This is a genomic window from Stenotrophomonas sp. 1278 (genome assembly GCF_029892765.1).
Taxonomy (GTDB): Bacteria; Pseudomonadota; Gammaproteobacteria; order Xanthomonadales; family Xanthomonadaceae; genus Stenotrophomonas; species Stenotrophomonas indicatrix.
Map to the genome: position 1 here is coordinate 1 of NZ_JARXWD010000027.1, position 23,692 is coordinate 23,692.

The 23,692-nt window shown below is 66.5% G+C and carries 22 protein-coding genes and 1 rRNA gene; 16 read left to right on the forward strand and 7 right to left on the reverse strand.

Translation table 11 applies throughout. The features are described from left to right. Positions 1-91, forward strand: a 5S ribosomal RNA gene (gene rrf / locus M2299_RS17600); the annotation flags it as partial. A gap of 214 nt (positions 92-305) precedes the next feature. Here the strand turns inward: rrf and M2299_RS17605 are convergent. Beyond that, positions 306-2,021, reverse strand: a complete 1,716-nt coding sequence (locus M2299_RS17605; protein WP_033830160.1) for a M28 family metallopeptidase — start codon at positions 2,019-2,021, stop codon at positions 306-308. Positions 2,022-2,099: 78 nt separating this feature from the next. After that, positions 2,100-2,762, reverse strand: a complete 663-nt coding sequence (locus M2299_RS17610) for a hypothetical protein (RefSeq protein WP_032975637.1) — start codon at positions 2,760-2,762, stop codon at positions 2,100-2,102. 169 nt (positions 2,763-2,931) lie between these two features. On the opposite strand from M2299_RS17610, the gene M2299_RS17615 reads away from it, so the two are divergent. Together M2299_RS17615 and M2299_RS17620 are read left to right on the forward strand one after the other, a co-directional pair. Next, on the forward strand, positions 2,932-4,161 hold the full coding sequence (locus M2299_RS17615; RefSeq protein ID WP_223483365.1) for a peptidoglycan DD-metalloendopeptidase family protein: 1,230 nt from the start codon (positions 2,932-2,934) through the stop codon (positions 4,159-4,161). A 107-nt stretch (positions 4,162-4,268) separates the two neighbouring features. Next, positions 4,269-5,738, forward strand: coding sequence for a S41 family peptidase (locus M2299_RS17620; protein WP_280884753.1), 1,470 nt, complete (start codon positions 4,269-4,271; stop codon positions 5,736-5,738). 86 nt (positions 5,739-5,824) lie between these two features. Here M2299_RS17620 and M2299_RS17625 read toward each other — a convergent pair whose 3' ends face one another. Further along, positions 5,825-6,517: a rhomboid family intramembrane serine protease gene (locus M2299_RS17625; RefSeq protein WP_025878304.1), complete on the reverse strand. Its 693-nt coding sequence runs from the start codon at positions 6,515-6,517 to the stop codon at positions 5,825-5,827. A 226-nt stretch (positions 6,518-6,743) separates the two neighbouring features. Between M2299_RS17625 and M2299_RS17630 the strand changes: the two genes are divergently transcribed. The 3 genes from M2299_RS17630 (at position 6,744) to M2299_RS17640 (ending at position 9,973) form a co-directional block, all read left to right on the forward strand. Further along, positions 6,744-8,171, forward strand: coding sequence for an outer membrane protein transport protein (locus M2299_RS17630; protein WP_025878303.1), 1,428 nt, complete (start codon positions 6,744-6,746; stop codon positions 8,169-8,171). Positions 8,172-8,307: 136 nt separating this feature from the next. Then, positions 8,308-8,916: a nicotinamide riboside transporter PnuC gene (gene pnuC / locus M2299_RS17635; protein WP_025878300.1), complete on the forward strand. Its 609-nt coding sequence runs from the start codon at positions 8,308-8,310 to the stop codon at positions 8,914-8,916. Beyond that, entirely contained in the window at positions 8,903-9,973 is a 1,071-nt protein-coding gene (locus M2299_RS17640; RefSeq protein ID WP_223484470.1) for an AAA family ATPase, read from the forward strand. Before pnuC ends, M2299_RS17640 begins: the two co-directional genes overlap by 14 nt. Before the next feature lie 88 nt (positions 9,974-10,061). Here M2299_RS17640 and putA read toward each other — a convergent pair whose 3' ends face one another. After that, positions 10,062-13,280 (reverse strand): bifunctional proline dehydrogenase/L-glutamate gamma-semialdehyde dehydrogenase PutA, encoded by a 3,219-nt coding sequence (gene putA / locus M2299_RS17645; RefSeq protein WP_223484471.1) that lies wholly within the window; start codon positions 13,278-13,280, stop codon positions 10,062-10,064. 273 nt (positions 13,281-13,553) lie between these two features. Here putA and M2299_RS17650 point away from each other — a divergent pair, with 273 nt between their 5' ends. The 6 genes from M2299_RS17650 to M2299_RS17675 all read left to right on the forward strand — a co-directional run bounded on the left by M2299_RS17650 (position 13,554) and on the right by M2299_RS17675 (position 18,350). Beyond that, the gene (locus tag M2299_RS17650; RefSeq protein WP_025878297.1) at positions 13,554-14,030 is read left to right on the forward strand and encodes a DUF2244 domain-containing protein; all 477 of its coding nucleotides are present in this window, start codon (positions 13,554-13,556) and stop codon (positions 14,028-14,030) included. A gap of 11 nt (positions 14,031-14,041) precedes the next feature. Further along, the gene (gene coxB, locus M2299_RS17655) at positions 14,042-14,998 is read left to right on the forward strand and encodes a cytochrome c oxidase subunit II (protein WP_025878296.1); all 957 of its coding nucleotides are present in this window, start codon (positions 14,042-14,044) and stop codon (positions 14,996-14,998) included. A gap of 61 nt (positions 14,999-15,059) precedes the next feature. Next, a complete protein-coding gene (gene ctaD, locus M2299_RS17660) occupies positions 15,060-16,667 on the forward strand; it encodes a cytochrome c oxidase subunit I (RefSeq protein ID WP_025878294.1) in 1,608 nt (535 codons plus the stop codon). 8 nt (positions 16,668-16,675) lie between these two features. Next, the gene (locus tag M2299_RS17665; protein WP_099782535.1) at positions 16,676-16,873 is read left to right on the forward strand and encodes a hypothetical protein; all 198 of its coding nucleotides are present in this window, start codon (positions 16,676-16,678) and stop codon (positions 16,871-16,873) included. Beyond that, on the forward strand, positions 16,870-17,460 hold the full coding sequence (locus M2299_RS17670) for a cytochrome c oxidase assembly protein (protein ID WP_025878292.1): 591 nt from the start codon (positions 16,870-16,872) through the stop codon (positions 17,458-17,460). The genes M2299_RS17665 and M2299_RS17670 overlap by 4 nt, the downstream gene beginning before the upstream one ends. Positions 17,461-17,474: 14 nt before the next feature. Continuing rightward, positions 17,475-18,350: a cytochrome c oxidase subunit 3 gene (locus M2299_RS17675; RefSeq protein ID WP_025878291.1), complete on the forward strand. Its 876-nt coding sequence runs from the start codon at positions 17,475-17,477 to the stop codon at positions 18,348-18,350. A 53-nt stretch (positions 18,351-18,403) separates the two neighbouring features. Here the strand turns inward: M2299_RS17675 and M2299_RS17680 are convergent, their stop codons facing one another. Next, positions 18,404-18,622, reverse strand: coding sequence for a twin transmembrane helix small protein (locus M2299_RS17680; RefSeq protein WP_010484233.1), 219 nt, complete (start codon positions 18,620-18,622; stop codon positions 18,404-18,406). A 57-nt stretch (positions 18,623-18,679) separates the two neighbouring features. Here M2299_RS17680 and M2299_RS17685 point away from each other — a divergent pair, with 57 nt between their 5' ends. From M2299_RS17685 to cyoE, 4 genes are read left to right on the forward strand one after another with little or no spacing between them, the layout of a single operon-like run. After that, entirely contained in the window at positions 18,680-19,396 is a 717-nt protein-coding gene (locus M2299_RS17685; protein WP_280884754.1) for an SURF1 family protein, read from the forward strand. 50 nt (positions 19,397-19,446) lie between these two features. Next, a complete protein-coding gene (locus M2299_RS17690) occupies positions 19,447-20,016 on the forward strand; it encodes a hypothetical protein (RefSeq protein ID WP_223484477.1) in 570 nt (189 codons plus the stop codon). 10 nt (positions 20,017-20,026) lie between these two features. After that, the gene (locus M2299_RS17695; protein WP_025878285.1) at positions 20,027-21,190 is read left to right on the forward strand and encodes a COX15/CtaA family protein; all 1,164 of its coding nucleotides are present in this window, start codon (positions 20,027-20,029) and stop codon (positions 21,188-21,190) included. 4 nt (positions 21,191-21,194) lie between these two features. Continuing rightward, positions 21,195-22,088, forward strand: coding sequence for a heme o synthase (cyoE, locus tag M2299_RS17700; RefSeq protein ID WP_033830169.1), 894 nt, complete (start codon positions 21,195-21,197; stop codon positions 22,086-22,088). 80 nt (positions 22,089-22,168) lie between these two features. Here cyoE and M2299_RS17705 read toward each other — a convergent pair whose 3' ends face one another. Further along, positions 22,169-23,140 (reverse strand): bile acid:sodium symporter family protein, encoded by a 972-nt coding sequence (locus M2299_RS17705; protein WP_025878282.1) that lies wholly within the window; start codon positions 23,138-23,140, stop codon positions 22,169-22,171. 40 nt (positions 23,141-23,180) lie between these two features. Further along, a complete protein-coding gene (locus M2299_RS17710; RefSeq protein WP_025878280.1) occupies positions 23,181-23,681 on the reverse strand; it encodes a protein tyrosine phosphatase family protein in 501 nt (166 codons plus the stop codon). Positions 23,682-23,692: the final 11 nt, after the last annotated feature.

Genomic DNA, 23,692 nt, shown 5'->3' on the forward strand with positions numbered 1-23,692 from the left:
CCACCCGATCCCATCCCGAACTCGGAAGTGAAACGTAGCTGCGCCGATGGTAGTGTGGCCTAAGCCATGCGAGAGTAGGTCATCGCCAGGGTTTACATCCAAAAACCCCGCTGCTCACGCAGCGGGGTTTTTCTTTGCGCGCGAGAAACCGAAGGTAGTGCCGGCCGGTGGCCGCAACCTCATGAAGGTCACCCGGCTGCACGTGCCAGCCGGCCAGCGGCCGGCACTACCCGCGCCCAGCACTCACGCACAAAAAAGCGGCGCCCAAGGGCGCCGCTTTCTTTGGAACTCAACGGCTGGGGGACTTACTTCGCCGCAGCGGCCGGTGCCTTGGCCTTCATCATCGTGTCGCGGGCAGCCTTGAACGGATTGCCTTCGTACCAGTTGGGCCAACGATCGCCGCCGGCCAGTTCCTTGCCGACGCCATACATCAGCTGCAGGTCCTCGACCGTGCCATCCAGCTTCCAAGTGGCCGGGTCATACTCGTCCTTCGGGCCGTGGTAACGGTTGGAACCGTAGTCGGCGGCCGCCTTGCGGCCAGCCTCGACACCGCCGTCGCGCAGGTCCTCACCGCCGTCGGCGTACAGCGCCGGCACACCCGCCTTGGCGAAGTTGAAGTGATCCGAACGGAAGTAGAAGCCGCTCTGCACCGAGGTCTCGCCGTGCAGGGTGCGATCCTGGGCTGCAGCCAGCGGCTTGAGGATGTCTTCCAGCTCCGAACTGCCGAAGCCGGTCACCGTCACGTCCTTGGCACGACCGGCCACCGACATCGCATCGATGTTGATGACACCAGCGATCTTGTCCAGCGGGAAGGTCGGGTGGGCGACGTAGTACTTCGAACCCAGCAGGCCGGATTCTTCCAGGGTCACCGCCAGGAACACCACCGAACGTTCCGGCTTCGGTTCCTGATGGGCCATCGCTTCGGCCACCTCAAGGATGCCGGCCACGCCGGTCGCGTTGTCGACGGCACCGTTGTAGATGTTGTCGCCCTGTTCGCCCTCGTGCTTGCCGAGGTGGTCCCAGTGCGCCATGTACAGCACGGCCTCGTCGGCGCGCTTGCTGCCAGGCAGTACACCCACCACGTTGCGCGATTGCTTCTGCGCAACCTTGCTCTTCAGGTCCACCGAAGCGGTTGCCTTCAGCGGAACCGGCTTGAAGCCTGGCTTGCTGGCGTCCTTGTAGGCCTGGTCCAGATCCAGCCCGGCGCCGGCGAACAGGGCCTTGGCCGCGTCGGCGCTCAACCAGCCCTGTACCGGCAGGCGCGGCTCTGCATCGTCCTTGGCCGGCAGGTCGTACTGCGGGCCGGCCCAGGAGTTCTTCACCACGTCCCAACCGTACGAAGCGCCCGCGGTGTCATGCACGATCAGCGCGGCAGCGGCTCCCTTGCGCGCAGCTTCCTCGAACTTGTAGGTCCAGCGGCCGTAGTAGGTCATGCGCTTGCCGTCGAACAATTTCTCGTCATCGACATGGAAGCCCGGGTCGTTGACGAACATGACCACCGTCTTGCCCTTCCAGTCCTGGCCGGCGTAATCGTTCCACTTCTGCTCCGGCGCATCCACGCCGTAGCCGACGAAGACGAGGTCGCTGGCATCGACCTTCACTTCTGTCTGGCCGGTACGGGTGCCCACCACCATGTCGGTACCGAACTTCAGTTCGCGGGTCTTGCCGCCCTGGGTGAGGGTGAGCACGGTCGATTCATCGGCCGTGGTCTCGGTCATCGGCACGTCCTGGAACCAGCTGTCGCCGTTGCCGGGCTGCAGGCCGATGCGCTGCATCTGGTCGCGGATGTAGTTGACCGTCAGTTCTTCGCCCTTGCTGCCGGGCGAGCGGCCTTCGAACTCGTCAGAGGCCAGGGTCTTCACCATCTCGGCGAAGTCGGCGGCGTTGATCGCCGCTGAGAAGGTGTGCGTGGCCGGCTTGGCGGCGCTGTCGACGCTGGGCGCCGGAGCCGGGGTGTCTTCGCCTTTGCAGGCGCTGAGCGCGGCCGCGGCGGCCAGGCACAGGAGGAGTTTGCGGGGCATCATCGGTTCCTGGAAACACAAGGGACGGCCGCGCAGCACGCGCGACCGGTAGCGGGGAGTATCGCCCAAGCCGCAGGCTCAGTCGGCCGGGGCGGTATCGGTATCGAAGGGGATCGGATCGGCGCCGGTGACCGGGCCGATGCGCGCACTGCGGTGGACGTACAGCACCACCTCGCGCTCGAACAGCAGGCTGCCGTTGACCACGGCATTCGGCCCGATGATGACCCGCGGCTTGCGACTGGCCGTCAGCGAGACGCTGAAGTTCGGCTTGCGCACATGCACGCCACCGCCGACCTGTGAGCCGATGCCGACGGTGATGTCGCCGTTGACGGTCTCCACGTCCTTGCGCACGCGGCTGCCGACCAGGCCGATGCCACCGTTGACGGTTTCCACGCCGCCTTCGATCTGGCTGCCCTGGTCGCTGAAGATGCTGCCGTTGACCGTGCTGACATCGCCGTGGGCCGTCACTTCGCGACCCAGCCGGATGCCGCCGTTGACGGTCTCGATGCTGCCCGTGCGCGCACGATCGGCGACCTTGACGCCGCCGTTGACGGTGTCGATGCTGCCGGTTTCCACGCCTTCGCCGACACGGATGCCACCATTGACGGTGTCCAGCTTGCCGTAGCGCTGGCCCGGATCGGCGCTGATGCTGCCGTTGACCTTGCTCACGTCTGCCTGGGCCCAGGCCGGGCCACTGGCCAGCGCAATGCCCAACAGCAGCGGAATGGAGAGAGCTTTCATGGGAACCTCGTTGTTGTGCGGCTGGCAGGCCGCGTGCGGAGATGTCACCATTCCCTGCACGTCTCCGCATCTGCCTGAAGTCACTGGAAAGCCCTTGCGCAACAACGTCTTCCCCTCACGCCGGCATCACATCGCCACCCTGCGCGGTGGACGTTGCCTGTTGCTGGGTATGGCGCTGGCCCTGGCGCTGCCATTGCCGGGTGCGGCGCAGACCTCTTCGGCCCGCGAGGCCGAGCGCAAGCTGCAGAAGCTGCGCACCGAACTGAAGGGCGTGGCGCAGGAGCGCCGGCAGATCGAGGGCCAGCGCGGACAGGCGTCGCAGCAGCTGCGCGAGGCCGATGAAAAGGTGGCACGCAGTGGTCGTGCGCTGGCCCAGACCGAATCGGCGCTGCGCGAGCAGACCCAGGCGCTGGCCCAGGCCGAACAGCGGCGCAATGCACTGCAGTCCAACCTGGAAAAGCAGAATCGCGAACTGGCCGGACTGCTGCGTGCGGCCTACCAGCTTGGCAACCACGCGCCGTTGAAGCTGCTGCTTTCGCAGGACACGGTGGCCGATGCCAACCGTGCGCTGGCCTATCACCGCTACCTGCAGCGCGAGCGCGCGCAGCGTATCACCACGCTGACGGCCGACCTTAAGGAACTGGAGACGCTGCAGGCACAGATCGCCCAGCGCCAACAGCAGTTGCAGGGCACTCACCGCGACCAGAAGCAGCAGGTCGCCACGCTCGCGTCGGACCGTCGCGAGCGTGCGCAGACCGTCGCTTCGCTGGAAGAGCGCTTCAAGGACAAGCGCGAGAAGGAACAGGCACTGGGCCAGGACGCCAAGGCGCTGGAAACCCTGCTGGCCAACCTGCGCGCTGCCGCGGCCCGTGCCGAGGCCGAGCGCCGTGCCGCCGCCCGCAAGGCCGCTGCGGAGAAGGCCGCTGCCGAAAAGGCCGCACGCCAGGCCAAGGCCGAAGGCCGTCCGGCACCGGCAACCAAGATCCCGCCGGCCGTGGCGTCGGCACCAGCGCCCAAGGTGGGTGGCCTGGGCTGGCCACTGTCGGGCAATCTGCTGGCCCGCTATGGCGGCAAGCTGCCGGATGGCCGTACCAGCAGTGGCGTGTTGATCGGCGCCCCCGCCGGAAGCACCGTCACCGCCGTGGCCGACGGTACGGTGGTGTTCTCCGATTGGATGACCGGCTACGGCATGATCCTGATCGTCGACCATGGCAACGGCTACATGAGCCTGTACGCGCACAACGACACCCTGCTGAAGGATGCCGGTGCGCGGGTCAGCCGTGGCGATGCAGTGGCCAAGGTCGGCAACTCCGGTGGCCAGGGCGTGACGGCGCTGTACTTCGAACTGCGCCGCGGCGGGCAACCGGTCAATCCGGACAGCTGGCTGCAGCGGCGCTGAATTCCGCCTGGCCGCAGCAGGGCGGATTCAACGGGAATTTAGCCACGCTTCGCGCATAATCGGTGCATGTGCCTTGGGCACGATGCCATCGTCGACAGGAGTGATCCATGCGCGCAGCCCGTACCGCCACCCTCTTGCTGGCTCTGTTGCCGGCCCTGTCCTGGGCACAGCAGACCGCCCCAGTCCCGTTGAAGGAAACTCCCGGGAAGGCGGCCAGCAGCGAGGAGGCGGTGACCTCGAAGGTGCCGCTGGACGACATCCGGCGCTTCGTGGCCGTCTACAACGCGGTGCGCGCGGCCTACGTCGATCCGGTCGATGACAACAAGCTGATGCAGTCGGCTGTGCGTGGCCTGCTGCTCGACCTCGATCCGCACAGCACCTACTTCAACAAGGAGGATGCCGAGGCGTTCGACGAACAGGCCAATGGCGCCTATGAAGGCATCGGCGTGGAGCTGCAGCAGCAGCCGGACAACGCCAGCATGAAGGTGATCTCGCCGATCGACGACACGCCGGCGGCCAAGGCCGGCATCCTCGCCGGCGACCTGATCATCGCCATCGATGGCAAGCCGATCAGCGCGATAGATGCCAGCGAACCACTGCGCGGCCCGGCGGGCAGCAAGGTGGTGCTGACCATCGTCCGCGACGGCAAGCCCAAGCCCTTCGACGTCGGCCTGACCCGGCAGACGATCCGCGTGACCAGCGTGCGCAGCCGCCTGCTGGAACCGGGTTATGGCTACATCCGCCTGAGCACGTTCCAGGCCGACACCGGCTCTGATTTCCAGAAGCACCTGCAGCAGCTGCAGAAGCAGTCCGGCGGCAACCTCAAGGGGCTGGTGCTGGATCTGCGCAGCAATCCGGGTGGTCTGCTGACCGCTGCGGTGCAGGTGGCCGATGATCTGCTCGACAAGGGCAACATCGTCAGCACCCGCGGCCGCATCAGCATCAGCGATGCACGCTTCGACGCAACACCGGGCGACCTGCTGAAGGGCGCGCCGGTGATGGTGCTGGTCGATGCCGGTTCGGCCAGTGCATCGGAAGTGCTGGCCGGCGCACTGCGGGACAACAAGCGCGCACGCGTGATCGGCAGCCGCACCTTCGGCAAGGGGTCGGTGCAGACCGTGCTGCCGCTGGACAACGGCGATTCGGTGAAACTGACCACGGCGCGCTACTACACACCCAGCGGTAAATCGATCCAGGCCACCGGTATCGTGCCGGAAGTGGAACTGAAGGCAGCACCGCGTCCGGAAGACGAGGCATTGCCGGCCAGCCTGAGTGACTACAGTGAAGCGACGCTGCCGGGCCACCTGCGCGGTGACGAGGAAGGTACCGAGGGCTACCACGCAGGCGCCGTGTTGCCGGGCGATGGCCCGATCAACGATGCACTGGCCGAATTGAAGAACCCGGGTTCGGTTGCGGCGCGCTTGAAGGCAGAAGCTGCGAAGGCCGAAGCGGACAGGGCAGCAAAGGCCGCCGCCAAGCCTGCACCGAAGGCGGAGGCCAAAGCTGAAGCAAAGCCGGAAGCGAAGCCCGAAGCCAAGCCCGAAGCGAAGCCTGCAGAGATCCCGGCCAAGCCTTGATTGCGTAGCGTCGAGCCATGCTCGACTGATGAGCGGACACCGCCCGAGCATGGCTCGGGCGTTTCGCAGAATGCAGCAAGCGGACGCTAGAACCCGTGCCGCTTGCGCAGACGCCGCGCGATCGCCGCGCGCACGTACATGCCGTACACCACGCCGAATACGAAGCCCCCGATGTGCGCCCACCAGGCGACCATGCCGAAGGTCGGGCCGATGTAGGCGAACACCACCTGCAGCGCCGCCCACACACCGATCAGCAGATAGGCCGGGGCGCGCACGAACTCCAGGAACAGCCCCAGCGGGATCACCACGCCCAGGCGCGCGCCGGGGAACAGTGCCAGATAGGCACCGATCAGCGCCGACACCGCACCGCTGGCGCCGATGATGATCTGGTCCGGGCTGCCCATGGTGTAGATCGCGACCAGGTTGGAGATCGCCCCGCCCACCAGGAACAGCAGCAGCAACCGCCACGGGCCCAGCACCCGCTCGGCGGGCAGGCCGAAGATCAGCAGGAACACCAGGTTGCCCAGCAGGTGCGACCAGTCGGCGTGCAGGAACAGGGCGGTGAACAGGCGCAGCACGCTGCCGTCCTGCAGCGTTGCCCACCAGTCCAGCGGGTGGGTCAGGCCGGTGGACAGGGCGCCCCAGTCCAGCCACAGGCTTCCGCGGGCATCGTCCGGGCGTGAGATCGACCACAGGAATGCCAGCCACAGTGCCGCAAACAGCACGGGTGTAGCCCAGCGCAGGGTCGCCTTCTTGCGCGAGGGGAGGGAGACAAACATGGCACTAGCCTAGCGTGCGGGCGCTTTTGGCGGGGACGGAGCCTGTTCAGCTTTTGCGACGAAGAATGCGCCAGCGCTGTTATTGTTTCATTAACGGCTCTGGGTAATACTCGCATACGGCGTCGTATGTCGGGAGGGGAATCCGGCGCGCTTCGAAAGGCCATCCGGCCTGTCGGGCGCAGGCGCACTTAGAGCACCATCACCGCTTACCGGAGAGAGAACTACGATGCAAACTGCTTCTACCATTGCCCGCCTGACCCTGCTGGCCGTCGGCGTTGCCGGTGCGCTGGCCGCCGCCGACGCCAATGCCGCCGCCTTCCAGCTGAAGGAAAACAGCGCCAAGGGCCTGGGCCGCGCCTTCGCTGGTTCCACCTCTGCCGAAGGCGATGCCTCGGTGGTCGCCACCAACCCGGCCTCGATGCGCCTGCTGGAAGGCACCCAGATCCAGGGTGACGTCAGCGCCATCAGCTTCGGCGCCAAGTTCCGCGGCGAAGGCCGCTATGCCAACGGCGCTCCGATTTCCGGCGGCAACGGCGGCGACGCCGGCATGATCGCTCCGGTTCCGGCCGCGTACTTCCACGTGCCGTTCGGCGAGAAGGACAACATGCACTTCGGCGTGTCGCTGACCGTGCCGTTCGGCTTCAAGACCGAATACGACCGTGACTGGGTCGGCCGCTACAACGGCGTCAAGACCGAACTGCAGGCCATCGACCTGGGTGCGGCCTTCTCCTACGACGTCAACCCGTACCTGTCGTTCGGTGCGTCGGTGTTCGCCGAGCGCCTGAATGTCGACCTGACCAGCGCCGTCGACGGCGGTACCGCCATCAACGCCAGCGCCCAGCAGCGCGCTGCCGCCGCTGCACTGGCCGCTGGCCGCACCCCGGCACAGGCCCAGGCCGCTGCCCAGGCCGCTGGCCGCCAGGCCGCACAGCTCGGCTTCTCGCCGGGTACCGCTGATGGTTACCTGCGCATCAAGGGCGACGAAGTGTCCGTCGGCTACACCCTGGGCATGACCGTCAGCCCGGTGGAAGGCACCAACATCGCCTTCAGCTACCGCTCGGAAGTCGAACACAAGATCACCGACGGCAAGGCCGACTTCACCATGACCCCGGCTGCTGCCGCGTTCCTGGCGCAGGCTGCCCCGGGCACTTTCGTCGACAGCAACGGCCGCGCGACCATCACCCTGCCGGCCAGCGCCACCGTCAGCTTCACGCACCGCGTGAACGACCAGTGGAAGATCATGGCCGACGTGTCGCGCACCGCATGGAGCAAGTTCGACGAAGTGCGCGTCGACTACGACTCCAACCAGCCCGACAGCGTGCTGCCGTTCCACTACCGCGACACCACCTTCGCTTCGATCGGTACCGAGTACCGTCTGAACGAGCAGCTGACCCTGCGTGGCGGTCTGGCCTATGACCAGACCCCGACCACCGACGCCCACCGTGACGTCCGCGTGCCGGATACCACCCGCAAGTGGCTGTCGCTGGGCCTGACCTGGGCGCCGTCGGAGAAGATGGAATACAGCGTGGGCTACACCCACCTGTTCACCAAGGATCCGAACATCAACTCGACCTCCGCTACCGCCAACAACGTTGTCGGCAAGTACAAGGTCACCGGCGACGTGCTGGCTGCGTCGATGCAGTACAAGTTCTGATTACGGCGATTGCCTGAAGCAGTACGAAGGAGGCCCCGCGCAAGCGGGGCTTCTTTTTTTCGGGGATCTGCATCCACGCATGGCGTGGATCTACTGGAGCCATCCACGCACGTCGTGGATCCGCGACAATAGCGCGATGAACCTGTCCGATCCGAACTTCCAGCTGGAGCTGGCTGCCAACATCGCCGTTGCCGGCTCGATACTGCTGGCCGGCCGCAACAACGTGCATACGTGGTGGCTGGGCATCGTCGGCTGCGCGTTGTTCGCCGCGGTGTTCGAGCGCTCCCACCTGTACGCGGACATGGTCCTGCAGTTCTTCTTCGTGGTCATCAGCGTGTTCGGCTGGTGGCAGTGGCTGCGTGGTGACCATGGCGCGCCGTTGCCCATCACCCGCTTGCCAGCACGCGCGTGGAGCTGGCTGCTGCCGTTGGCGGTGCTGGCGACCTTCGGTTACGGCTGGATGCTGACCCGGCTGACCAACGCGTATGCGCCCTACATCGACTCGGCGGTGCTGGTGCTGAGCGTGATCGCACAGATCCTGATGATGCGGCGCAAGCTGGAATCGTGGTGGGTGTGGCTGCTGGTCAACACCATCGCGGTGCCGCTGTACTACAGCCGCGGGCTGCACCTGACCTCGATCCTGTACGTCGGTTTCTGGATCAACGCGCTGGTGGCGCTGCGTCACTGGCGGCACCTGATGCGCGCCGAAGCGGATACGGGCAGGGCGGCCGATGGCATTGCCTGAGCGGGTACCGCGCGGGTTGGTGGTCGGCAAGTTCTGCCCGCTGCACCTCGGCCACGAGCGCCTGATCGAATTTGCTTCTGCCCGCTGCACCCAGCTGCTGGTGATCGGCTGGTCGCAGCCGGGCTTTGCCGGCTACAGCGCAGAGCGCCGCGAGCGCTGGCTGCGCGCGCGCTTCCCGCAGGCGACGGTGGCGGTGCTGGATGATGCGCGGCTGGCGGCGTTGTGCAGGCAACAGGGTGTTCCCGTGCGTGCGCTGCCGCAGGACAAGGACAGTGAGCAGGTGCAACGCGCGTTCACCGCATGGCTGTGCGTGGCGCTGTTTGGCGGACCGGTCCAGGCTGTTTTCACCGGTGAAAACTACGGCGATGGTTTCGCTGCAGCCCTGGCGCAGCATTTCAATGCGCCGGTGCAGCACCATCGGCTGGAGCGTTCGACCGACATCGGTCAGGCCAGTGGTACCGAACTGCGCGCCGATCCGCATGCGCATCGACAGGGCCTGAGCCGGTCGGTCTATGCCGACCATGTGCAACGGGTGGCCTTCATCGGCGGTGAGTCCACGGGCAAGAGCACGCTGGCGCGGGTGCTGGCCGAACGCCTGGGTACGGCATGGGTGCCGGAGTTCGGGCGTACGTTGTGGGAGCAGCAGGGCGGCGAGCTGCAGGCGCAGGATCTGCTGCGTATCGCTGCGACCCAGCCGCAGCACGAGCACCAGGCTGCGCAACATGCGCATCGCTGGGTGTTCTGCGATACCACGCCGTTGGTGACGCTGGGCTACAGCGGCTGGATGTTCGGCACTGCGCCCGAACCACTGCAGCGGGCCGCGGCGCGTGCGTACGACCTGCTGTTCCTGTGCGCCCCGGATATCCCGTTCGAGCAGGATGGGACGCGTGTGGGGGAGGAGTTCCGCATGCGCCAACACGCGTGGTATCTGCAGCAGTTGCAGGCGCGAGGAGTGGCGTACGTGCTGCTGGAAGGCGATCTGGAGATGCGTATCGCGCGGGTGCTGGAGGAATTGGCGAGGCGTGCGGACAACCGGTTCAGTGTGCTGGCGGAATGAGCTGCCAGGGGCTGGCAGGCCCGCATCCGCCCAACATGAAAAAACCCCGCTTTTGCGGGGTTTTTCGTTTACTGCATGACGCCTGGGATCAGTCGCCCAGGGTCAGCAGCGAGGCGTTGCCGCCGGCGGCGGTGGTGTTCACCGTCACCGTCTTTTCGGTGGCGAAGCGCAGCAGGTAGTGCGGGCCGCCGGCCTTGGGGCCGGTGCCGGACAGGCCCTGGCCGCCGAACGGCTGCACGCCGACCACCGCACCGATCTGGTTGCGGTTGACGTAGACGTTGCCGACGTGGACGCCGTTGCTGATGCGGTCGACGGTTTCGTCGATGCGCGAATGCACGCCCAGGGTCAGGCCATAGCCGGTGGCGTTGATCTGGTCGATCACCGCGTCGAGCTGGTCGCCCTTCCAGCGGATCACGTGCAGGACCGGCCCGAAGATTTCCTTCTGCAGCTGGCCCAGGTCCTTCAGTTCGTACGCACGCGGTGCGAAGAAGGTGCCGTTGGCCGCTTCGGCGGACAGTTCGGCCGCTGCGATCAGGCGCGCTTCGCGGTCCATGCGCACGGCGTGGTCCTGCAGGATCTTCAGTGCATCGGCGTCGATCACCGGGCCGACGTCGGTGGACAGCAGACCGGGGTTGCCGACCTTCAGTTCCTTCATCGCACCGGCCAGCATGGTCATCACCTTGTCGGCGATGTCGTCCTGCACGAACAGCACGCGCGCGGCCGAGCAGCGCTGGCCGGCCGAGGTGAAGGCCGAACCGATGGCGTCCTTGACCAGCTGTTCCGGCAGTGCCGAGGAGTCGGCGATGAAGGCGTTCTGGCCGCCGGTCTCGGCGATCAGCACGCCGATGGCGGCATCGCGTGCGGCCATCGCGCGGTTGATCGCACGGGCGGTGTCGGTGGAGCCGGTGAAGGCCACACCGGCCACGCGCGGGTCGGCGGTCAGCGTGGCGCCGACGGTAGCGCCATCGCCCGGCAGGTACTGCACCACGTCAGCCGGCACGCCGGCATCGTGCAGCAGCTTCACTGCGTAGTAGCCGATCAGGTTGGTCTGCTCGGCCGGCTTGGCGATCACGCTGTTGCCGGCGGCCAGTGCGGCAGCCACCTGGCCCAGGAAGATCGCCAGCGGGAAGTTCCACGGGCTGATGCAGACGAACACGCCGCGGCCATGCAGTTGAAGTTCGTTGGATTCGCCGGTCGGGCTGGGCAGCTTCTCGGCGTGACTGAACTGCTCGCGTGCCTGCTTGGCGTAGTAGCGCAGGAAGTCCACGGCTTCGCGGACTTCGGCGATGCCGTCGGGCAGGCTCTTGCCGGCTTCCTTCACGCACAGCGCCATGAATTCGGGCATGCGCGCTTCCAGCTGGTCGGCGGCGTGCTCGAGGATGGCGGCGCGGCTGGCGGCCGGGGTGCGGTTCCAGGCCGGCTGTGCGGCCACGGCATTGGCCAGCGCCTTCTGCACGGTGGCGGCATCGGCGGCCTGCCACTGGCCGACCACTTCACGGGTGTCGGCCGGGTTGGTCACCGGCAGCGAGGCACCAGTCGGGTTCGCGCCCGGCACCAGCGGTGCGGCCTGCCAAGGCTTCACTGCAGCGTTGAGCTGCTCGGCCAGGGCGCGCAGTTCGTTGTCGTTGGCGAGGTTGGCGCCCATGGAGTTCTTCCTGTCGTGGTTCTGGCTGCGCAGCAGGTCAACCGGCAGCGGGATCTTGGGATGCGGAATCGATTCGAACGAGGACACCATCTCGACCGGATCGCGGACCAGGTCGGCGATCGGCACGCGCTCGTCGGTGATGCGGTTGACGAAGCTGGAGTTGGCGCCGTTTTCCAGCAGGCGACGCACCAGGTACGGCAGCAGGTCTTCATGCGAGCCGACCGGCGCGTACACGCGGCAGGGCAGGCCGAGGCGGTCGGCCGGCACTACTTCGGCGTACAGGTCATCGCCCATGCCGTGCAGCTTCTGGTGCTCGTAGACGCCACCGTTGGCGATGCTGCGCACTGCGGCGATGGTGTGCGCATTGTGCGTGGCGAACATCGGGTAGATCGCGTCGGCATGGGTAAACAGACGCTTGGCACACGCCAGGTAGGACACGTCGGTGTTCTGCTTGCGGGTGAACACCGGGTAGCCGGCATAGCCTTCGATCTGCGCGCGCTTGATCTCGGCGTCCCAGTAGGCGCCCTTGACCAGGCGCACCTGCAGGCGACGACCGGCGCGACGCGCCATGTCGGCCAGGTGGTCGATCGTGTACGGCGTACGCTTCTGGTAAGCCTGCACGACCACGCCGAAGCCATCCCAGCCGGCCAGCGAGGCATCGCCGAACACCTGCTCGATGATGTCCAGCGACAGTTCCAGGCGATCGGACTCTTCGGCGTCGACGGTGCAGCCGATGCCGTAGCTCTTGGCCAGCTGCGCCAGTTCCAGCACGCCGGGCACCAGGTCCTTCAGCACGCGCGCGCGCTTGGCGTGCTCGTAGCGCGGGTACAGCGCCGACAGCTTGATCGAGATGCCCGGTGCGTTGTTGACGTCGCCATCGGCACGGCCACCGCGCGCCTTGTGGTCACCACCGATGGCGTGGATCGCACGACGGTAGTCTTCCAGGTAACGCAGGGCGTCCTTCATGGTCAGCGCGCCTTCGCCGAGCATGTCGAACGAGTAGCGATAGCTGGCGCTGTCGCCCTTGTGCGAGCGTGCCAGCGCTTCGCCGATGGTGCGGCCCATGACGAACTGGTGGCCCATGATCTTCATTGCCTGGCGCACGGCCAGGCGTACCACCGGCTCACCGACGCGGCCGACCAGGCGCTTGAACGCGCTGGGCGCATCGGCGCGGGTGGCGTCGTTCATCTGCACCAGCTTGCCGGTCAGCATCAGGCCCCAGGTGGAGGCGTTGACCAGCACCGAGTCGCTGCCGCCCAGGTGTTTTTCCCAGTCGGCATCGGCCAGCTTGTCGCGGATCAGCTTGTCGGCGGTCTCCTGGTCCGGAATGCGCAGCAGCGCCTCGGCCACGCACATCAGCAGCACGCCTTCCTCGCTGCCCAGGTCGTACTGGCGCATGAAGGCTTCGATCGCGCCCTGGTCCTTGGCGCGCACACGCACCCGGGCGACCAGGTCGGCGGCCAGCGCCTGCACCCGGGCCTGCTCGTCGGCCGGCAGGCGTGCCTGCGCCAGCAGTTCGCGCACATGGCTGGCCTCGTCCTTCAGCCAACCATCGGTGATGGCCTGGCGGAACGGGTTGGGGGACGCCGGCAGTTCCGGCGACAGCAGCGCCGAGTGACGCGGGGCGTCGCTGGCGGCAATGGGAGAGGAGGGTGCGTTCATGCCGGTCCGGCCAGTGGAAAACTTGGCGATTTTAATCATTTTTTCGACTTCAGGAAGGCCCGCGCAGCCACCTTCATGAATGCTGATAGCCCCTAGCGGTGGTGGATTCAGCGTGTTCAGCAAAGTCGGGCCGTTTTGTGCCGAATTCGTCATTCGTGCCGCTGGGCTCATGCTGTATTGCAGCATCGGAAAAAGTGTGAATGCACCCTTGCTACCGGCGAGAGGGCAGGGCTACCATCGAGACGTTTCCCGCGGCAGGAACGCGGTTGCGACATGATCGAGGTGCTTACAGCTCCGGATGGGTCAGGTACGCAGCTGCGACTGCGTCCCCCACGGGCGCTCGATGCCCGGCAGTTCGTCCTGTTGTTTGCTGTGTTGTCGGGAGTGATGTGGCTGGTGTCCGCCTTCGGGTGGGTGGCCGGCAATGCATTCGCCCCCCTGTTCGCGCTGCTGTACAGCCTGTTGCTGGCAGCTGCGTTGCGCGCGTTGTGGCGCAGTGGTGAACGGCAGGAGGAAATCCGGGTAGTGCCGGCGTGCGTGGAGGTCATCCCCGTGCCCGGTGGATCGCCGGTGTTCCGGGCTCATCCGCACTGGGTGCGCCTGCTCACCGACGACCAGAGGGTCCGGCTGGCATCCAGCGGCCGGCAGGTGGAGGTGGGGAGTTTCCTCGCGCCGGCCGAACGTCAAACGCTTGTTGAAACGCTTGAAGATTTGCTCGCCGCCAGCGATGGCGGCAACCGACGACGCTAAGGGTCTAGGCAATGAAGCAAAGCAGAGGGTGGGGCACGAAGTGCGTTGCAATGGCCGCCGCGATGGGGGCCCTGCTGTCGATGCCGGGGACGGCGCTGGCCCAGGCGGCCGATCCAAAACCGTGGCAGTTGAACATGGGCAAGGGGGTGACCCAGACCTCGCGCCTGGCCTGGGAATCGAACAACCTTTCGCTGATCGTCTGTACGGTGATCGGCGTGATCGTGTTCGGCGCGATGGCCTACGCGATGTTCAAGTTCCGCAAGTCCAAGGGCGCGGTCGCTGCCACCTTCAGCCACAACACCAAGGCCGAAGTCATCTGGACGGTGATCCCGGTGATCATCCTGGTGGTGATGGCGTGGCCGGCAACGGCCAACCTGATCAAGATGTACGACACCCGCGATGCCGAGATGACGGTCAAGGTCACCGGCTACCAGTGGATGTGGAAGTACGAGTACCTGGGCGAGAACGTGACCTTCACCAGCCGCCTGGACCGCGAGTCCGACCGCATGCGGCAGAGTGGCAAGGTACCGACCCGCGAGAGCCATCCGCACTACCTGCTGGATGTCGACAACCGGCTGGTGCTGCCGGTGGACACCAAGGTGCGCTTCGTCATCACCTCCGACGATGTGATCCACGCCTGGTGGGTGCCGGCGCTGGGCTGGAAACAGGACGCCATTCCCGGCTTCATCAACGAAGCCTGGACCAGCATCGAGCAGCCCGGTGTCTACCGCGGCCAGTGCGCGGAGCTGTGCGGCAAGGACCATGGCTTCATGCCGATCGTGGTCGAGGCGGTGTCCAAGGAAGAATTCAAGCAGTGGCTGGCGCAGCGCAAACCGGCGCCTGCACCGGCAGCCCCTGCCGCGCCCGCCGAACCCACCGCACCTGCCAGTGAAACGCCGGCGCAGCCGGCGGCACCGGCAGCCGCCGAGGCCGGCAACACGCCTGCGGCGGCGGCCAGCGGAGCCTGATGTAACTGCCCGCGGCCGTATTGCGGCTGCGGCGACAACCGATCCTGAGAGGTGTTTTGCAATGGCGCACTCGGCAGTTGGGCACGACGATCACCATCACCCGCAGAGCTTCTTCGAGCGTTGGTTCTTCTCGACCAACCACAAGGACATCGGCACGCTGTACCTGGGTTTCAGCTTCATCATGTTCGTCATCGGCGCGTTCATGAGCGTGCTGATCCGGCTGGAACTGGCCCAGCCCGGCATCCAGTACATCCGTCCGGAAATCTTCAACCAGCTGACCACCGTACACGCGCTGGTGATGATCTTCGGCGGGGTGATGCCGGCCTTCGTCGGCCTGGCCAACTGGATGATCCCACTGCAGATCGGCGCGCCGGACATGGCGCTGCCGCGCATGAACAACTGGTCGTTCTGGCTGCTGCCGGTGGCCTTCAGCCTGCTGCTGCTGACCTTCCTGCTGCCCGGTGGCGCGCCGGCCGGTGGCTGGACGCTGTACCCGCCGCTGTCGCTGCAGGGCGGCTACAACGTGGCGTTCACCGTGTTCGCCATCCACGTGGCCGGCATCAGTTCGATCATGGGCGCGATCAACATCATCGCCACGGTGCTGAACATGCGCGCGCCCGGCATCGACCTGCTGAAGATGCCGATCTTCTGCTGGGCCTGGCTGATCACCGCGTTCCTGCTGATCGCGGTGATGCCGGTGCTGGCCGGTGCGGTGACGATGCTGCTGACCGACAAGTTCTTCGGCACCAGCTTCTTCAATGCGGCCGGTGGTGGTGACCCGGTGATGTTCCAGCACATCTTCTGGTTCTTCGGCCATCCCGAGGTCTACATCATGATCCTGCCCGCCTTCGGCGTGGTCAGCGAGATCATCCCGACCTTCAGCCGCAAGCCGCTGTTCGGCTACCAGGCGATGGTCTACGCCACTGCGGCGATCGCGTTCCTGTCGTTCATCGTCTGGGCCCACCACATGTTCACCGTGGGCATGCCGCTGGGCGGTGAGATCTACTTCATGTTCGCCACCATGCTGATCTCGATCCCGACCGGGGTGAAGGTGTTCAACTGGGTCAGCACGATGTGGCGCGGCTCGCTCACGTTCGAAGCCCCCATGCTGTGGTCGGTGGCGTTCGTCATCCTGTTCACCATCGGCGGGTTCTCCGGACTGATGCTGGCGATCGTGGCCGCCGACTTCCAGTATCACGACACCTACTTCGTGGTCGCCCACTTCCACTACGTGCTGGTGACCGGCGCGGTGTTCGCGCTGATCGCGGCGGTGTACTACTGGTGGCCGAAGTGGACCGGGCGCATGTACAGCGAGAAGTGGGCCAAGGTGCACTTCTGGTGGTCGATCGTGTTCGTCAACCTGCTGTTCTTCCCGCAGCATTTCCTGGGCCTGGCCGGCATGCCGCGCCGCATCCCCGATTACTCGGTGGCGTTCGCCGACTGGAACCTGATCAGCTCGATCGGTGCGTTCGGCATGTTCGCCACGCCGTTCATGATGGCTGCGATCCTGCTGTCCTCGCTGCGCAATGGCGAGAAGGCCGAGGCCCGCTCCTGGGAAGGCGCGCGCGGTCTGGAGTGGACGCTGCCGTCGCCGGCACCGGCGCACACCTTCACCACGCCGCCGACCATCCGCCCGGGTGACCTGGCCCACGACGATATCGGTCATTGAGGTGGTGCATGCATAACGAGAGCCCGATCACCCCGGCCAGAGCCGAGCCACGCGTGGCCGCAAGCGCATCGCCAGGCCTGCGGCCGGGCACCGCGCCGCTTTATGCGGAGCAGCGCCAGCGCGCCAAGCGCACCGCGTTGTGGGTGGGCGCGATCGCCGTGCTGGTGTACGTCGGCTTCATCCTCAGCGGCGTGATCGGTCGATGAGCGAAACACCGGCCACCGCTCCGTCACGCAGCGCCGGCCTGCCGCGCCTGATCGGCGTTGCGGTGGTGGTGTTCCTGCTGACGTTCTCGCTGGTACCGCTGTATCGCATCGCCTGCGAGAAGGTATTCGGCGTGCGCCTGGAACGTGGCCCGGGCAGCGAAGCCAGTACCGGTGCTGCCACCGGCAAGCGCACCGTGCGGGTGGAATTCGATGGTGGCGTCAATTCGCGGCTGCCGTGGTCGTTCCATCCCGAGCAGCTGACCATGGATGTGGTGCCTGGCGAGCTAAACGAGGCGCTGTACTTCGCCCGCAACGACAGCCAGCAGGCCGTGGTCGGCAGCGCGGTGCCTTCGGTGGCGCCGGCACGCGCGTCCGGGTTCTTCAGCAAGACCGAGTGCTTCTGCTTCACTGCGCAGACCCTGCAGGCCGGCGAGAAGCGTGACATGCCGGTGCGCTTCATCGTCGATCCGGACCTGCCGCCGGAAATCCGCACGATCACCTTGTCCTACACCTTCTACCGCAACGATGCGTTGTCCGATCGGCTGGCGCCCGCCGCCACGTCGGAAGGCGCCCACGCTGCTCCCTGACCCGGATACCGACCATGGCCCAGACACCTACCGACGCCAACGTGTACTTCGTCCCGGCCCAGAGCAAGTGGCCGTTCGTCGGTTCCATCGCGATGATGGTGACCATGGTCGGCGTGGCCAGTTGGCTCAATGACGCCAGCTGGGGCCGCTGGACCTTCTACATCGGCGTGGCGATGCTGGTGCTGACCCTGTTCTGGTGGTTCAGCGATGTGGTGCGCGAGTCGCAGGCCGGCAACTACAACCGGCAGGTGGATGGTTCGTTCCGGATGGGGATGGTCTGGTTCATCTTCTCCGAAGTGATGTTCTTCGGTGCCTTCTTCGGTGCCCTGTTCTACACCCGCCACCTCGGCCTGTCGTGGTTGAGCGGCGAAGGGCGCGGGGTGATGACCAACGAGCTGCTGTGGCAGGGCTACTCGGCCGGCTGGCCGACCAATGGCCCGGCAGCGATCGGTGGCGCGTTCCAGACGATCCCGGCCTGGGGCCTGCCGCTGATCAATACGCTGATCCTGCTGACCTCGGGCGTGACCCTGACCATCGCCCACCATGCGCTGAAGGCGGGCAACCGCCGTCAGCTGTTGATCTGGCTGGGCCTGACCGTGCTGCTCGGCCTTGGCTTCCTGACCCTGCAGGCCGAGGAGTACATACACGCCTACAAGGAATTGAACCTGACGCTCGGCTCGGGCATCTACGGTTCGACCTTCTTCATGCTGACCGGCTTCCACGGCGCACACGTGCTGCTGGGAACGATCATGCTGATCGTGATGTGGTTGCGGTCGGCGAAGGGACACTTCACCCGCGACAACCATTTCGGCTTTGAAGCGGCCGCGTGGTACTGGCACTTCGTCGACGTGGTGTGGCTGATGCTGTTCCTGTTCGTCTACGTGCTTTGACCGCGCAGGCGTCGGCAGCGTCAGCCGCCGGCGCTGCCTGGTCTGATGGGGCGTCAGCCGCCGATGCCGTGCGGTTTGATCCAGCCCATGTAGATGCTGACGATCACCAGTACGATCAACGCCACCGACACTCCGATGCGGCGGGTCAGTGCATTGACCGTGCGCTTGGTCTGGCCGCGGTCCACCAGCAGGTAATACAGGCCGGCGCCCAGATTCCAGACGATGACGATCAGAAACGCGATTACCAGCAGGGTCTTCAGCGAATCACTCATGCGCGGCTCGAGGGCAGGGTGGATGTGCCTATCTGACCGCGTTTGCGCGGACTTGTCATGATGCGCCAGCACACGCGCCTGATCGGCTGGCTGATGGCGTTGCTGGCGATGGCCGGATTCACCGCGCTGGGGCTGTGGCAGCTGCAGCGGATGCAGGCCAAGCAGGCGTTGCTGGATGCACAGGGGCCAGCCGTGGCGCAGGCGCTGCCGTTGGTGCAGGCGCTGGCGGCGCAGGGCGCGCTGCATGGCGTGGCCGATCACGGTCGCTTCCTGCCGGGCGTGGTGCTGCTGGACAACCAGACCCGCCACGGCCGCGCCGGAGTGAAGATCTATCGTCCGTTCCGCAGCGATGCGGGCAGCGTGTTGCTGGTGGACCTTGGCTGGCGCGCGCTGCCGCCGGACCGCAGGTTGCCGGTGGTGCCGGCACCGCCGTCGCCGGTGGCCGTACGTGGCCTGTTGGCGCCGCCCCCTTCGTCCGGGCTGGCGCTGGGGCCGGCGTTCACTACCACCGATGTTGCAGGGCGCTGGCTGGCCAGTCGCCTTCCCGCCGATGGCCTGGCTGCGGCACTGGGCCTGCCATCGTTGCCCGAGCGCGTGCTGCGGCTGGACCCGGCGCTGCCGTTCGGCGATGAGCGCGATCTCGACCTGCTGCCGAACACGCTGCCGCCGCAGCGCCACCTGGGTTACGCCGTGCAGTGGTTCGGGCTGGCGCTGACCGTGCTGGTGGTGGCGCTGGTGCTGGAATGGCGCAGAAGGCGGCCCGTTGTCCGGTAGTGCCGGCCGCCGGCCGGCATCCCTTTCCCAACCGTGAGAAAATGCCCTGCATGAACACTGCTACCTCCCCGCAGGCGCGCGGCAACGGCCGCCGGACCCTGGTGCTGCTGTTCGCCGTTTTCTTCGGGGCGATGGCGCTGGCCGCCCTCCTGCGTTTCTCCGGCTGGCAGCCAACCGCGCACCGCAATGCAGGGCAATTGCTGAAGCCGCCGGTGGATCTGCGCCAGCAACCGCCGACGCTGGTCAATGGCGCGGCCTACCCCTGGAACCCCGAGGCGCGCACATGGCGCCTGCTGGTGGCCCCGGCCGGAGCCTGCGACGCGCAGTGCGTCACTTTGTCGCAGGGACTGGGCAAGGTGTGGCAGCTGTTCGGCCATAACGCCGATAATGTCGAGATCCTGTGGCTGGGAACGCCACCGGCGTCGATCGCCTCGCTGCCCGCGCTGCGGCCGCTGGCCCCGTCGCCAGCCCTGCGCGCGGCGCTGCCTGGCGTCGATGATCCGGCGGGTCTGCCGGTCTACGTGATCGATCCGAACGGCTTCGTGATCATGCGTCATGCCCCCGGGAGCGATCTCGGCGGCCTGCGCAAGGACATGGCCACGTTGCTGAAACTGAAGTGAGTCCCGTTTGATGAGCCTTTCCGCGCGTCCGGCGCTGCACCGCAATTTCCACCGCCTGGCGTGGTTCGCCATGATCATGACCGCGAGCACGATCATGTTCGGTGCCTTCGTGCGTCTGTCCGATGCCGGCCTGAGCTGCCCGGACTGGCCGACCTGCTATGGGCAGGCAACCTGGCCGCAGCACGTGGAAGAGACCATCGGCCACCCGGCAGCGGAGATCCGTCCGCTGGAAACACACAAGGCCTGGCGTGAGCAGGTGCACCGCTTCCTGGCCGGCGCGCTCGGCATCGAGATCCTGACCCTGGCCCTGCTGGCCACGCGCAAGCGGCGTTTCGGAAGCACGGCGGTGGTCACCGCCTGCGTGCTGGTGGCCGCGGGCATACCGCTGTACATGATGGGCTGGCATGGAACCGCCAGCGCACTGGCGCTGGTCGGCGAGGCCATCCTGCTGATCGCGGCGCTGCGCTGGAGCAACATCGACCTGGCGCGCGCTGCGCTGCTGACGTTGGCGGTGGTGATCTTCCAGGCGCTGCTGGGCATGTGGACGGTGACCCTGCTGCTCAAGCCGATCGTGGTGATGGGTCATCTGCTGGGCGGCATGCTGATGTTCGGCCTGCTGGTGTGGATGGCCTGGCGTGCCACGCACATGCCGATCACCCTGGCCGAGGCGCCGAAGCTGAAGTGGCTGCTGCGCATTGGCGTGGCGGTGCTGGTCACCCAGATCGCGCTGGGTGGCTGGGTCAGCGCCAACTACGCGGCGCTGGCGTGCGGCGGCGGCAGCGCCTCGCTGGACAACTTCCCGCGCTGTGCCAACCAGTGGTGGCCGCAGCACAACTTCGCCGAGGGCTTCACCCTGTGGCGCGGTATCGGCGTGGACTACGAAGGCGGCGTGCTCGACGGTGCCTCGCGCATCGCCATCCAGATGGCCCATCGCCTGTTTGCCATCGTCGTTGCCGTTTACCTGCTGTGGCTGGGCCTGCGCCTGTTCCGGCTGCCGAGCATGCGCGGCTGGGCTTCGGCCCTGGTCGCGCTGCTGGTGCTGCAGGTCACCCTCGGCATCCTCAACGTGAAGCTGGCGCTGCCGCTGGAAGTGGCAGTGGCGCACAACGGCGTTGCCGTTGCCCTGTTGTTTGTATTGGTCAGCCTGCTGGCCCGCCTGCGTGCCCCGGACTGATCCCATGTTTTCCAACTATCGCCAGTACTGGGACCTGACCAAGCCCAAGGTCGTCGCCCTTATCGTCTTCACCGCCCTGGTCGGCATGGTCCTGGCCATTCCCGGCGTGCCCAGCTGGGAGCAGGTGCGTGCCGGCCTGCTCGGCTTCCTCGGCATCTGGCTTGCCGCGTCCGCCGCTGCAGCCATCAACCAGCTGCTGGATGCGCACATCGACGCGCAGATGGCGCGCACCTCGTGGCGTCCGCTGGTGGTGGGCAAGGTCAAGCCGTGGCAGGTGCTGGTGTTCGCCGGCGTGCTGATCGTGCTGTCGATGGCGATCCTGGTGCTGTGGGTGAACTGGATCACCGCGGTGCTGACCTTCGCCTCGCTGATCGGTTATGCGGTGATCTACACCGTCTACCTGAAACGTGCGACCTCGCAGAACATCGTCATCGGTGGTCTGGCCGGTGCGATGCCGCCGATGCTGGGGTGGGCGGCGGTGACCGGCATGCAGGGGCAGTCGGACTGGGCGTACTCGTCGCTGCTGGTGCTGATCATCTTCATCTGGACGCCGCCGCACTTCTGGGCGCTGGCGATCTTCCGTCGCGAGGATTACGCCAAGGCGGAAATCCCGATGCTGCCGGTCACCCATGGCGTGGTGCACACGCGCAAGCAGATCATGGCGTACTCGGTGGTGCTGGCGCTGGTCTGCCTGCTGCCGTACCTGGTTGGCATGAGCGGAGCGTTCTACCTGGGTGGGGCGATCGTGCTCAACGCCGTGTTCCTCTGGTACGCCTGGCGCATGCTCAACCCGCCGGACGAGCTGTTCTCGATGAAGATGTTCAGTTACTCCATCGTCTACCTGATGGCGCTGTTCGCCTTCCTGCTGGTGGACCACTGGATCCTGCCCTGGTTGTGACGGGGTGACGCCGCCGGGCATGGCCCGGCGCTACCACCGCGTCAGGTAGCGCCGGGCCATGCCCGGCGATGTTCCACAGGTCAGGGCGCGCGCTTGGCATACCGTTGCGCGATCACCCCGCAGACGATCAGCTGGATCTGGTGATAGATCATCACCGGCAGCACGATCGCGCCGAGGCTGCCGCCAGCGAACAGCACCTTGGCGATCGGAACGCCGGTGGCCAGGCTCTTCTTCGAGCCGCAGAACACGATGGCGATCTCGTCTTCGCGGTTGAAGCGCAGGCGGCGGGCGATGAAGGTGATCAGCGGCATGGCGATGCCCAGCAGTACCGCCGCCACCACCGCCACCGCGAACAGCGACAGCAGCGGCGTCTTGCTCCACAACCCCTCGGTAACCGCTTCGCCGAATGCCGAGTACACCACCAGCAGGATCGTGGCCTGGTCGGTGTAGCGCAGCAGCGCGCGCTGCCTCTCAACCCAGCCGGCGATCCACGGGCGCAGCAGGTGGCCGGCCACGAACGGCACCAGCAGCTGCAGCATGATGCCGCCGATGGCATGCAGCGGGTCGTGCACGCCGCCGGAGGTGCCGGCCAGTGCGGTCAGCAGCAGGGGCGTGAGGAACACGCCGAGGATGCTCGACAGCGAGGCACTGCACACGGCTGCCGGCACGTTGCCGCGCGCCATCGAGGTGAACGCGATGGACGACTGCACGGTAGAGGGCAGGGTGCACAGGAACAGCACGCCCAGGTACAGCTCAGGTGTCAGCAGCCAGCCGGACAACGGCTTGAACAACAGCCCCAGCAGCGGGAACAGGATGAAGGTGCAGGCGAGGATCGTCAGGTGCAGGCGCCAGTGCAGCATGCCGCCGATGATCGATTCGCGCGGCAGGCGCGCGCCGTGCAGGAAGAACAGCGCGGCGATGGCGACGGTGGTGACATCGTCGAGCACCAGGGCGGCGGCGCCTTTCATCGGCAGCAGCGAGGCCAGGCCGACGGTGCACAGCAGGGCGAGGGTGAAGTTGTCCGGTCGCAGGCGCGACCACCAGCGGGTCATGGTGGATGGGCTCCTTGGTGCGGGGGGATTACCCCGGGAATCAGGGGGTGGGAGAAGGGATCGCCAGACGCTCGCGGGTGGCCGCTTCCAACGACTTCAGGCCGGCTCGCTGGCCCAGTTGCAGCGCCTGTTCCGGGCTGGCGTGTTCGTAGCGTGCGTTGACCAGGCCGAGCACGGCACCGGCGCGGTTGCCGGAAGCGCAGTGCAGCAGCACCGGCCCCTGGCTCTGCTGCAGCGCCTGGTGCACGGCGCGCAGGTTGGTGGCATCCAGGCCCTCGGCGCCGGCTACCGGGATGCGCACATAGCGCAGGCCGAGCGCTTCGGCCTCGCGTGTTTCATCGAAGCCGCGATCTTCATCGGGTTGGCGCAGGTCGATTACCGTGCGCACGCCTTGGGCAGCCAGTTCGTGCAGTTGCGCGGCCGTGGGCTGGCCACCGGCGTAGAGGCCGGGGCGGACTTCAGCAAGAACAGGGTCCGCAGCCCAGGCCGGCAGGATCGGGCAGAGCGACAACAACAGCAGGCAGGTCAGGCGCAGCAGCATGCTCTCTCCGG